We start from the raw sequence: 12,751 nt of genomic DNA, 5'->3' as shown, positions 1-12,751 counted from the left end.
TTTTGGAGTTGGTAAGCATAATGCTGAAAAAAATAGGTTTATGTATGTTGTTTCTCTCTACATCTGCGTTAGCACAAGATAAGACCATTATAGGCCCGACGGCAGAGATGTCTGTGGTCGAGACTCAGCTTACTTATGTGGCACGAATCGATACCGGCGCAGGCAACACATCCCTGCATGCATTCGACTTAGACATCGAGGGTGGCAGCGCTAAGAAAATGAAACATAATGTGGGCAAGATAATTCATTTCACCACTGAGAATGCCTCCGGTGAGCGTCAAAGACTGTCGGCTCCCATAGTAAAAACATCCACAGTGACTAACTCACAGGGTAGAGAAACACGGTATATGGTGCAACTCGATGTGGGTTACCATGGCCAGGAACGTAAAGTTCTGGTTAATTTACGCGATAGAAGCCACATGGATTACAAACTATTAATTGGCCGTAACTGGTTAAAAGGTAAATATATCGTCGATGTCTCAGACAAGAAGCTGATAGGGCCTGTAGCATCAATTCACATAATAGAGACAGGGTTGATGTTTAAGACTCGTATCGACACCGGCGCCGTAGAAAACTCACTGCATGCGGTAGATTTGAACGTCGCCAATGGTGTCGATGACATGGACGCCAATATCGGCAAGATGCTCAGCTTTACCACGGAGAATGAGAAAGGCGTGACTCATCGCATACAGGCCATGATTGTCGAGACATCGTTGATCCGTAATGCCCAGGGCAGCGAGATCCGCTATATGGTGGAGCTCACTGTCGGCGAGCCGGATCAGGAATATAAGGTAAAAGTGAACCTCAGAGACCGAAGTAAAATGAGTTATAAGTTACTCATAGGACGAAACTGGTTGCAGGGTCATTACCTGGTGGACGTAGAGCGTTGATCATTTGAGTGTCTATTTGAGGGGGAGACTAGCCTCTGCCATTTTATCTTACCTTTGCACCTGAGCTGTCTATCTGATAGGGCATTTAATGGTGTAGTCAGCAATGGTCAGTAAACATCTTACTTCTGTGTATTTTGACCATTCAGAGCTAAGACTTAACTCTCCTTCAAATTCGATTTTCAGCCAGAGGGCTAACTCTGCTAGGGTGCCTGTACTCGTGTGTTTTTCTATCTGCTTGTTTATCTCTTCCAAGTGCGAAGGTTCGATACCTAGACCATTGTCCTTGATGCATACCACTAGCTGTTGACCGTCTTGATGCACCGAGATAGCGATCTCATTTTGCTCTGTGTCCATGGTGAAGCCATGGAATAAGGTGTTGTGTAATAGTTTATAAAACAGCAGTAACAGCGACCAGGGCGAGACTTGTAAGCTCAATTGCTCAGAACATTCCAGACTAACCTTCACCTTGTATGCATCCAATTGTGGGGCTAACACGGCCAACAGATGTTCCACAAACTGTTTGATGTGCACTGACTTAATGGCTTCGCTCTGGGGCACCACTAGGTAGAGCAGGTGACGAAGCTTATCGGTTTGTTCTGTGACAAGGCGCTTAAGCTCCACCAGCTCATTCCCCGGTTGCAATGGACTGTCATGACTCAGCTTGGTGAAGATGAGTTCATGCTCTTTGAGCTGTTCTCTCAAGATGTCGGTGAGCAGTTGGGGCATTAACTTATGATTCTGAACCCCGAGTTGTTGCAGTTGTAGCGATTCTTGCTTGTGCTTTTCTATGCTGATGCTCGACAGCTCAAGTCGGCGTAGCGTCATCTTGAGCTCTTGTACCTGCATCTCCCGGTGAACCAAGTCTTGATTGACTTGTTCAACCTGGCTGGTCAACTCCAGGGTAATTGTTTTTATATGGCTGATATCGAACGCCATGGCGCCCAAAGCAAGGATGTTTCCTTCGTTATCCTGAATGGGATATTTAGTGATCAGGTAGGTGATTTCACCTTGATTGGTGGGTATGAGTTGCTCAAAACTTTGCGGCTTTTCAGTGCTGGCAATGATCTTGTCATGGCTGGCAATGATCTCGGCGATGTGGGCAGGAAAAAGGTCGCTGTCTTTAGCCCCGATCACCTTGGCCCGCTCAAGGCCTAACACCTCACAGAACCTATCATTCACTAAGGTATAATAGCCTTCTGTGTTCTTGATACAGATAAGGTTTTGAGAGGAGTTGAGTAGATCATTGAGCTGATTTTTATGTTTGCTCAATTGAATCTGTGCGTGTTTTTGCATAGCTAGTTGCTGTTCCAGCGCTAGGTTACCGGCATCCAAACTGGCGTAAGCTATCTCAAGCTGCTGATTTCTTTGTGTAAACGCCTTGGCTAACTTGCCTATTTCATCTTTGCGTTGATTGGCGGTTAGCTCTAATTTCGCTATGTTACCCTCTTGCAGAGACTTAACCATCTTGGAGATGGGTTTGATAAATAATCTATGCTGGAACATAAATAGTACGACAAGGGCGAACAATTGAGTTAAGAGCAGAAAGAGACCTATCTTTGCCGCAACTGCATGATCCTTATTACCCACTTCACTCAGTGGAGTCACTAAGATTATTTTCCAGTAGGTTCTGGGCATGTGAAACATAGAGACTAATACAGGCTGATTGAGCAGAGGGTCTTGATCTAAGACGAAGCTAGTGGTGCGTTCAGAGTTTGGCGCTATTCCCCTAGCATTGGCATTGATGAGCGCCGATAGCCTGTCTCGTTTAGATACATCTAAGGTATTTAACAGACTATCGAGTTGGGTTTTATCATAGGCGCTGCTCGACCCCGCATGCTTGAGGAATTGCGCATCAATTTTCTCTATCTCAGTCAGGACTGAGGCGTATGCAGGATGATCTTGGGTGAATTGCTCGAATGTATGACTCAAGTAAGGCGATGTTGTGCTCGAGCCTTGATCTTCGGAATAATAGGGATGAGCCAAGAGGTTGTTATTACTGTCGAGTACCAACACATAGCCTAGATGTAGTTCTAACTTATTAAAAAAGGATTGTAGTGATGATAGCGCCAGATCGACCGTAGTTACTCCGATAAATTGATGCTCTAACCACATGGGGACCGAAGCTGTGATCATGGTCTCATCGGTATGTGGATCGATATAGGCATCGGACCAGTAGGTGGTACCGACAGGGTAAAAACGCGTCGGTTTGTACCAGAGTGCTGCATGATAGCCTGATCCATTGGTATAATTATATCCGTAGATCTGCTCAAATTTATTTTGCTCATTACGGGACCAGAAGGCACTGTTACGCAGTTTAGATGAATCGAACGCACCGGGCTCAGGCCATATTCCTCCCCCCGCTATCAGGGATTTTTGTCCATCGGTATCTAGGAGGGCGGGGACTATCTGTTGTAGCTGCGATGGAGAATTTGCATAAGTGACGCCAATAGAGGCCATAGAGGCGGCGAGAGCTTCAATTTTTGATGTAATTTGCTGCAGTTGAGCGACTATGGTCAAGCCTAAATTTTGGCTCAAGGATACCTGGGTCTCCTGATGATGCTTCTTCTCTATGGATAGGATAAGCCAGGTACTCGATACTATGATCAGGCTGACGATACAAAACTGAACAATAGAAAACTTAAAGGGTAAGCTGTTCAGCCAATGTGTGTTGAAAGAGCGCTGGTCATCGGATCCATTATTTCCCATTTAGGCATAATTCCTTTTTACTCATATCATTGAGATAGCATTCTACCATAGATGAAAAACCATCAAGTTTAAACCAGCCTAGTGAATAGCAGCATGAAAAAGACCTGCAGCATTTGCTACAGGTCTGATAAAACCGTCAACCTATTTCAGGACGGACATATTTAGAATTGTCTATCCAAGCATTAAGCCTGAGGCTTAGATCTTGAGTCCAACGAGCAATTGATCTAGCTGCTCCGCAGTGGCATACAGTTCATCGCAGCCCGATACCGAGTCATCAGCCGACTGTTCAACGTTATGGGATTGGTTACGGATCTCCATCAAGTTTGTCGCGATCTCGTTCGCCACTGCCGATTGCTCATCGGCGGAGGTGGCGATGAGCATACTCATCTCATATACACGACCACTGTGTTCGGCAATGGATTTCAAGTCATCACCCGTATCGAGAACGTGCTTCTTACCTTCGTTTGCCTTGTCTACGGTGCGCTTCATCACTTGAGTCAAGTCTTGTGCTCCCGTCTGCAGAGCCTCGATCATCGATTTGATCTCGACAGTCGCCGCTTGAGTCCGTCCCGCTAAGGTTCGGACCTCATCGGCGACAACGGCAAATCCACGACCTTGCTCACCGGCGCGAGCGGCTTCGATGGCGGCGTTGAGTGCCAACAGGTTAGTTTGTTCAGAAATCGAATTAATGGTGGTCACTACGGCGTCGATTTTTGCCGCATTTTCATTGAGAGTATTCACTGCCGTGGAGGCTTCACCTATTTCATCTGATAGCATCTCGATGGCGTTAACCGTCGTGGCAATATCCTTTGAACCCGCATCAACCTGAGCATTGGCTTCTTGCGTCTCAATCGATGACTGCTCGGCATTACGCGCCACCTCTTTGACCGCCGCCGTCATCTCTTCCATGGCCGTTGCCAGTGAGTCGAGGTGCTGTCTCTGATTAGAGGCTAGAGACTGACCTTGCTGGGCATTTTGACGAAATGATTGCACCACTTGACGGATCTGCATGCTGGCCTGGCTAAGCTCAGTCACTAAATGATGTTGGCGCTCGAGCAAGGTATCTATGCTGATGGCTAATATACTGAACTCATCTTTTACCTCAAAGAAGTTGAGTCTTGCGGTAAGATCGCCATCTGCCGCTCTCTTAAGTGCCATCACATTGGTGTAGAGGGCACCACCGACGAAAGAGGCGATATAGTAGTTGGAAATAATGATGATAAAGAAGAATGCCATCAAGCAGGCTATGACATACGTCCAAGACCCATCCATAATGCTATTGAGATCACTCACTGTCACGATAGCCACAAGGCCGTTTCGGTCCAGGGAACCTATGGCTCGAGTCTGATAATTATCACTGACTATGCCGCCCCCTTGACTGGCCGCATTAGCTTGCTCCCGAGATAAACTCTGCTCATCGATAACCAGCTGAAGTCGTGTCAGTTGGCCTCGATATTCTGCTTGTTGATCCTCAGGGATATATTGAGCGCTGAGTGTCACTATCTCGCCTATGGCGCTTGTTTGTTGCCGGGCCGCATCATGCTGGTTCTGTGTCATCTGCAGCATAAATTGGCTATATAGGATGAAGGAAAGCCCTATTAAGGTGAGAATGGGAATAATCGCCAGGATGGCGAATTTAGTTTTCAGTGTCATTTTTATAAGAAACTGGTCAACCCAACGGAATTTTACTTGTTTCATAGCACTTCTCGGTTACTGAATGTGATCACATATATATATCGGGTGTGTGGCCAATTTCTTAATATTTATTTAATAGGCATGTATTCGGTCGTTCGATGTTTGTTAGTCTTGTAGGCAAAATTCGTGTTTGGTTGTAACTTTTTTACTGTTGTGAAAGGGGGATGTTTGAGTATTATTCAGACATTGGCTAGTCAATGTCTGATGCAGAGGGGGTATATTGGGGATATGAAGGATATATCTAGGTTTTATGGGTAAAAAGCGTAAATTAGCCCTAGTCAAAATCGATGAGCTCACGTAAAATCTGTCTCTTTTTCTATTTTCGTAAGATAAATAGACAGTAACACAAAGTAATGGCCTTAATAAAAAGGTCAAATGCACTGGAAGAAATGATGTCACAGTTAACAGAGATCGTAGAACAGGCCTTGTTGGCCATCGATGGGGCGAGTGATCTTAAAGCCCTCGATGAACTTCGTGTCGAATACCTAGGCAAGAAAGGTAAAATAACCGACATGATGAAGATGATGGGTAAACTGAGCCCAGCCGAGAAACCCGCTTTCGGTCAAGCTGTGAACCAAGCCAAACAGGCCGTTCAGCAGAAATTATCTGAACGTATCGAAGGCTTAAAAGCGTCTGAGCTAGCAACTAAGCTTGCGGCTGAGAGTATAGACGTGACTCTGCCCGGTCGTTCAATGGATAACGGTGGACTACACCCGGTAACGCGTACTATCGAACGTATCGAAACCTTCTTTGGTGAACTTGGCTTTAGCGTGAAGCAGGGACCTGAAATTGAAGATGATTTCCATAACTTCGACGCACTGAACATCTCGGAACATCATCCTGCTCGTGCCGATCACGATACATTTTACTTTAATCCTAAAGTCATGTTGCGTACTCAAACTTCAGGTGTGCAGATCCGCACCATGGAAAATGAGCAGCCGCCATTGCGCATTATCTCTCCTGGCCGCGTCTACCGTAACGATTATGATCAGACTCACACGCCTATGTTTCATCAAGTGGAAGGCTTGTTGGTTGCCGAGAACGTTAATTTTGCCGAGCTCAAAGGCATATTGCACGATTTCTTGCGTAACTTCTTCGAGGAAGACTTAGAAGTGCGTTTCCGCCCTTCATACTTCCCATTCACTGAGCCATCGGCCGAAGTGGATGTGATGGGCAAGAACGGTAAATGGTTAGAAGTGTTGGGTTGCGGCATGGTCCATCCCAATGTCCTGCGCAGTGTCGGCATCGACCCTGAAAAATACTCTGGCTTTGCTTTCGGTATGGGGGTTGAACGTCTGTCTATGTTGCGTTATGGCGTTAACGATCTACGTTCATTCTTCGAAAATGACCTACGTTTCCTCAAGCAATTTAAATAACGGAGCAGTACTGCATGAAATTTAGTGAATCTTGGCTCCGTGAGTGGGTTAACCCAAGCATAAGCCGTGACGAATTGTCACATCAAATCACCATGGCCGGCCTCGAAGTCGATGGTATCGAAGCCGTCGCCGGTGAATTTTCAGGCGTTATCGTCGGCGAAGTTGTCGAATGTGGTCAGCACCCGGATGCAGATAAGCTGCGTGTCACCAAAATTAATGTCGGGCAAGATGAGCTTATCGACATTGTTTGTGGCGCCCCTAACTGTCGTCTAGGCCTGAAAGTCGCCGTTGCCATGGTCGGCGCTGTGCTGCCGGGTAATTTTAAAATCAAGAAGGCTAAGCTTCGTGGTGAACCTTCATCTGGTATGCTGTGTTCTTATGGTGAGCTTGGCATAGATATCGACAGCGATGGTATCCTTGAATTGCCAACTGATGCGCCTATAGGCGCAGATATCCGTGATTTTTTGAGTCTGGAAGATGCGATCATCGATGTCGATCTCACGGCAAACCGCGCCGATTGCCTCGGCATGTCGGGTCTGGCTCGTGAAGTTGGCGTATTGAACCGTCAAGCCGTGACAGAGCCTACATGGGAAAACGTCGTTCCTTGCATCGATGATTCGATTCAGATCGACCTTCAGGCTCCCGAGTCTTGCGCACGTTATCTTGGCCGTGTGGTTAAGAATGTCAACGTTAAGGCTCAATCGCCATTATGGATGCAAGAGAAACTGCGTCGCAGTGGTATTCGCTCTATCGATCCCATTGTCGATATCACTAACTATGTCTTGATCGAATTTGGCCAGCCTATGCATGCCTTCGACTTAGCCAAGATAAGTGGTGACATTCAGGTTCGCATGGCAACAGGCGATGAGAAGCTCACACTGCTCGATGGTAACGAGGTTACTGTGCCTGAGGACATGTTAGTCATCAGTGACCAAGAGAAGCCTCTGGCCCTTGCTGGTGTCTTTGGCGGCGAATATTCGGGTGTGAACAGTGAGACTCAAGATATCTTGCTTGAATGTGCCTTCTTCGCGCCTCTGGCTATCTTAGGTAAGACTCGTCGCCTCGGACTGCACACCGACTCATCGCATCGTTTCGAGCGTGGCGTTGACCCTGAGCTGCAGCATAAGGTGATGGATAGAGCGACACGTCTAGTGCTCGATATCTGTGGTGGTGAAGCGGGGCCGGTTGTCGAAGCTAAGTCTGATGAGCATCTGCCAAAGCCGGTATCGATCACCTTGCGTCGCAGCAAGTTAGATCGCATCTTAGGTCATCATATTTCAGATGCTGAAGTCAGCGAGATTCTTGAGCGTCTTGGGTTTGCGGTCGAGTTTACTGCCGACCAGTGGCATGTGGTTACCGCCACATATCGTTTCGATATGGCTATCGAAGAAGACTTGATCGAAGAAGTTGCTCGTATCTATGGCTACGACAATATACCTAATATCGCGCCTGTCGGTTCGTTAAGTATGCCGGACCATAAAGAGTCTGATATCAGCTTAAAGCGTGTGCGTAGCATGCTGGTGGCTCGTGGATTCCAGGAAGCCATTACCTACAGTTTCGTCGACCCTAAGCTTCAGGATAAGGTACATCCGGGCTGTGAAGCCATGGTCTTGCCTAATCCTATCTCTATCGAGATGTCGGCGATGCGTCTGTCGCTGTTCACCGGCCTGTTAGGCGCTGTGGGTTACAATCAGAGTCGTCAGCAAAACCGAGTGCGTCTGTTTGAAACTGGCCTGCGTTTCGTGCCTGATACATCTGCCGACTCCAATGTGCGTCAACAGCCCATGATTGCGGCTGTGATTTCTGGTAACCAGAATGATGAACATTGGTCGATGGAATCTAAAACCGCTGACTTTTTTGACTTAAAAGGCGATCTTGAAGCGATTATCGGCTTGACAGTTTCCGATGAAGAATTTACGTTTAGAGCCGCAAGTCATCCTGCGCTTCATCCGGGGCAATGTGCTGAAATATTAAGAAATGATCGCGTCATAGGTATCATAGGTACTGTCCATCCTAGCTTAGAAAAGCCGTTTAGCCTCAATGGCAGAACAATTATTTTTGAGCTCGAATTGGACGCTTTATTACATGCCAGTTTACCTCAAGCCCAGGCTGTATCTAAGTTTCCGGCCAATCGTCGTGATATAGCTATGGTGGTCGATGACCATATTTCGGCCGGTGATGTTGTAAAAATGATAAGAAAAGTTAGCCAAAATCAGTTGGTTGGCATAAACTTATTCGACGTATACCAAGGTAAAGGTGTTGAGTCAGGCAAAAAGAGCCTAGCGATCGCACTTACATTACAAGACAACACTCGTACACTCGCAGAAAAAGAGATAGCTGAGATGGTAGATTCAGTGGTTTCTGCACTCGAGTCCGAGTTCAACGCATTGTTGAGGAACTAAAAGTATGGCACTTACCAAGGCCGAAATGGCAGAGCATCTTTTTGAAACGCTAGGGATAAATAAGCGAGTAGCCAAGGAGATGGTTGAGACGTTTTTCGAAGAAATTCGACAAGCACTCGAGAGTGGTGAGCAGGTCAAGTTATCTGGTTTCGGCAACTTTGACCTCAGGGATAAGAATCAAAGACCGGGAAGGAATCCGAAAACAGGCGAAGATATCCCTATCTCAGCTCGTCGCGTCGTCACCTTCCGTCCCGGACAGAAGCTGAAGAGCCGCGTAGAAGAGGCTAACTCGAAGAGATAATGTCGAGTGGGTTTTAAATGAAAGCCACTCATGAAGAGTGGCTTTTTCTTTATTATCGTTTTTAATTTTCTAGCAGAGGCCAGTATCTTGTCGAGAAAGCCAAAGTATTTCGATCGTCGTTTTAAACTCGAATTATTGCACCCTAAGTATTTATTTACCTGGATAGGTATCTTCATCTTAGTCCTGTTTGGGCTCATGCCTGCTCGGTTACGTGATCCTATCGCACGGCAACTGGCAAGACTGGTGACTAAGATAGCTAAAAAGCCAATTTCGGTGGCAAGAACTAATCTCATCACCTGTTTTCCGGAAAAATCCTCAGCAGAGATCGAGTCTCTGCTCAAGGACAATATCGAAAATTTCGTGATAATCTTGCTGGCGCAATCAGAGCTTATGGTGCGATCCAAAGCCAATGTGAGGCGCAGAGTCAATCTCATGGGTTTTGAGCATGTAGAACAGGCTAGGGCAGCGGGTCAACCTGTGATCTTTATCATGCCCCATGTGTGGGGGATAGAATATGCGGGGTTGAGGCTCAACCTGGAGCTGCCCTTGGTTAGCATGGCCAAAGCCCATAGAAACGGCCTGTTTAACTGGTTTAATAATCGCATGCGCAGTTCACTCGGCGCCAACATCTATATGCGAGAGGCGGGGATCCGTGCCTTGTTAACAGAGCTTAAGCACAACCACAGCTTCTTCTATCTGCCCGACGAAGACCTAGGCCCGCAGAAGAGTATTTTTGCGCCCTTTCTTGGTACGGTAAAAGCCACCTTGCCCGTAGTAGGTCGCCTAGCACAGGCCGGAAATGCTCGGGTGCTGCCGGTTAAGATAGGTTACGATCAACACGCACGCCGCTTTGATTTGACCGTGATGCCGGCCATCGACCCAGAAGAGATGAGGGGCAAAGAGCACGAAGCCTTAGCCTTGAACCAGGCGGTTGAGCAGGTGATATTGGCTTACCCCGAACAGTACATGTGGTTTCTTAAGATGCTCAAGACACGACCTGAGGGGGAAGCCCCTCTGTATTGATGTCAGGCGCTACAATCAAGTGTTGTTAGCAGACGCGACATGTATTAACATTTACGCTCACGCTCACTAATTATAGGCAGTAGCAAGATGAAGCTATCCATGTACGGCTTTTATACGAGCAGTAAAGCCATGACTATCTTCATGCTACTCATGTTTTCTCCGCTAGTTATCTTGTTTACGTTTAAAGATATATTAGTGGAGAAGTATGTTTATGTTAAATCGGTAGAAATAGTATCTGAAATAGAAAGACAAGTAATTATCAATCGAAAGCGAGCGATTAGGTTATCCGAAGTCATACTGATAAAACAATTAGATTTCGATTGTGGCGAACTGGATAAAAAAATACTCTCCGATAGAGACCTACTGCCGGCGACAATTCGAGTGTTACAACTTGAATTGAAAAATGGCGACAAATGCTCAAGCCTAGATTCGCCTATCAAGATAAACCACTCGAAACTTATTCCCACGGCACACCACGACTTATTCATCAGTACTACGATAAATAAATTCCCCCATAAGAGACAAATATTATACATATATAAATACCAAGGGAATACTTTCACCTCTTTGATAAATAGGAGTGTGATAAATGAAAGGTTTAATGAGATCTGTTTCAACTGTTTTAAAATTGATATGACCCACAAAGGTTTACCTACAGTAATACGTGGCTCAGCAAATATTGACCAAGATGCGCATAAATATGAATATGAACGTGATTTTTTGCTCAATATAGAGGGGGAAACGTTTGAGTTTTCAATATCAATTAATGCAGGAGATCTCTTATTTGAAGAAATTCAAGACGAGCTGAACTTATTTATTCTCTTATTTGGATTGTTTGCTGGGTCCATGGCCAATATCATATACCTGGCTAGGCTAAATGCCAAAGTTTCACATAAGCGTGTGATCGCATTAGCTATCAAGAACTCAGAGTTTATCCCCTATTATCAGCCAATCATCAACAGTATATCCCATGAGGTGGTGGGTCAGGAAGTGTTGGTTCGCTGGATCACAGGCTCGGGTGAAGTCATTTATCCTGACTCGTTTATTCCTTATGCGGAGGACAGTGGCTTAATAGTGCCGATCACCGAGCAATTGTTAGACAAGGTGTATCAAGACTTGGACCATTTAGCTGGTTGGTCAAGTATAAATATAGTCGCGGCTCACTTAGAAATGGAGCTACTCTCTAAGTGGTTTGAAGGCAAACCGACAATCGATAAGGATAAAATATGTTTTGAATTAACGGAGAGGAAGAGAATAGTTAACATAGAATTAGCCAAGAAAGAAATAAATAAACTGATAGAATTAGGAACTACATTCAAACTTGATGATTTTGGCACCGGATATGGTGGTTTTAATTATCTACAAGAGTTAGGTTTACGTAGTATAAAAATTGATAAGATGTTTATTGATACCATAGGGACAGATGACCTTAAACGAAATGTACTAGACGCTATTATCGCATTTGGGAAAGAGGCTAAAATGGAAGTGATTGCCGAGGGTGTTGAAACGAAAGAGCAGGTCGACTACTTAGCCAACAAAGGCATATTTCTTATTCAGGGTTATTATTATGCTAACCCCATGCCATTTGATGAACTTATCGAGTTTTATAAGACATTTTGATACTGAATAGTAAAGAATGGATCTTGCCAATCCGTCAATATTATTATTGAGGGCACCCATTCAGCGTTGATGTAAGTCGAGACATGTGTCTATGTAGACAGACAATTAAACCGACTTACAGATCCCATAGACATAATCATCCAGATACCTGTTGGCTATCAAAGAGTTTTGTTGCAAGCAGCCTTCTCGAATAAAACCAATCTTTTCGAGAAGTTTAAATGAGCCGGTATTTTCGACTGAACATGTTGCCGTCAGCTTGTTTAATTGTAACTGTTTAAATCCCTAGTCTCTCACCAGCGTCAATGCCTCTGTTGCAACCCCCTTTCCTTGCGCGCTTTGCTTGATCATATAACCGACTTCAGCAATTTTCGCCTCATGATTAATTATTTTGAGGCCCATGTGGCCCAATTTCTCACCAGAATCGACTGCAGATATGCTAAGAGATAGCCAGCCATTACTCGCTATCGTCCAAGGTTGAGATTTTACTTCAAAGGCCGCAATAGCTTCTTCGTAGGTGAAGGGCGCATAAATGTGCTCCATGGTCTTAGGGCATATGGCAAACTCGACAAATAGTTCTTTATCCGTTTCATCGAATGGTGACAGTTTTATTCTCGGACTCGATAACGGCATAGCTTTTCCTTGGCTGATAAATATCTATTGGCGAATATTCTCACATTATTTATGAATTTACTAGTGAATGCCAACAGGGTTTATCTAATTATTTTAGTGGCTTAGCCT

General features: G+C 45.4%; 9 protein-coding genes. 6 read left to right on the top strand and 3 right to left on the bottom strand.

The window, feature by feature from the left end; genetic code table 11:
- Positions 1-20: 20 nt before the first annotated feature.
- Positions 21-890, top strand: coding sequence for a RimK/LysX family protein (locus HRU42_RS06735; protein ID WP_295029714.1), 870 nt, complete (start codon positions 21-23; stop codon positions 888-890).
- A 69-nt stretch (positions 891-959) separates the two neighbouring features.
- Here the strand turns inward: HRU42_RS06735 and HRU42_RS06730 are convergent, their stop codons facing one another.
- The gene (locus tag HRU42_RS06730) at positions 960-3,596 is read right to left on the bottom strand and encodes a PAS domain-containing protein (protein ID WP_295029712.1); all 2,637 of its coding nucleotides are present in this window, start codon (positions 3,594-3,596) and stop codon (positions 960-962) included.
- Positions 3,597-3,791: 195 nt separating this feature from the next.
- On the bottom strand, positions 3,792-5,294 hold the full coding sequence (locus tag HRU42_RS06725; protein ID WP_295029710.1) for a methyl-accepting chemotaxis protein: 1,503 nt from the start codon (positions 5,292-5,294) through the stop codon (positions 3,792-3,794).
- 389 nt (positions 5,295-5,683) lie between these two features.
- Here HRU42_RS06725 and pheS point away from each other — a divergent pair, with 389 nt between their 5' ends.
- The 5 genes from pheS (at position 5,684) to HRU42_RS06700 (ending at position 12,013) form a co-directional block, all read left to right on the top strand.
- Positions 5,684-6,667 (top strand): phenylalanine--tRNA ligase subunit alpha, encoded by a 984-nt coding sequence (pheS, locus tag HRU42_RS06720; RefSeq protein ID WP_295029708.1) that lies wholly within the window; start codon positions 5,684-5,686, stop codon positions 6,665-6,667.
- A gap of 14 nt (positions 6,668-6,681) precedes the next feature.
- Positions 6,682-9,069, top strand: coding sequence for a phenylalanine--tRNA ligase subunit beta (pheT, locus tag HRU42_RS06715; RefSeq protein ID WP_295029706.1), 2,388 nt, complete (start codon positions 6,682-6,684; stop codon positions 9,067-9,069).
- A 4-nt stretch (positions 9,070-9,073) separates the two neighbouring features.
- The gene (ihfA, locus tag HRU42_RS06710; protein WP_013051789.1) at positions 9,074-9,370 is read left to right on the top strand and encodes an integration host factor subunit alpha; all 297 of its coding nucleotides are present in this window, start codon (positions 9,074-9,076) and stop codon (positions 9,368-9,370) included.
- A gap of 87 nt (positions 9,371-9,457) precedes the next feature.
- Complete coding sequence (lpxM, locus tag HRU42_RS06705; RefSeq protein WP_295029785.1) at positions 9,458-10,393, top strand: lauroyl-Kdo(2)-lipid IV(A) myristoyltransferase; 936 nt, start codon at positions 9,458-9,460, stop codon at positions 10,391-10,393.
- An 87-nt stretch (positions 10,394-10,480) separates the two neighbouring features.
- Positions 10,481-12,013 (top strand): EAL domain-containing protein, encoded by a 1,533-nt coding sequence (locus HRU42_RS06700; protein WP_295029703.1) that lies wholly within the window; start codon positions 10,481-10,483, stop codon positions 12,011-12,013.
- A gap of 282 nt (positions 12,014-12,295) precedes the next feature.
- Here HRU42_RS06700 and HRU42_RS06695 read toward each other — a convergent pair whose 3' ends face one another.
- Positions 12,296-12,643 (bottom strand): GNAT family N-acetyltransferase, encoded by a 348-nt coding sequence (locus HRU42_RS06695; RefSeq protein ID WP_295029701.1) that lies wholly within the window; start codon positions 12,641-12,643, stop codon positions 12,296-12,298.
- Positions 12,644-12,751 lie beyond the last annotated feature (108 nt).

This window comes from Shewanella sp., from assembly GCF_013214165.1.
GTDB lineage: Bacteria > Pseudomonadota > Gammaproteobacteria > Enterobacterales > Shewanellaceae > Shewanella.
This window is presented reverse-complemented; position numbering and strand designations above follow the sequence as displayed.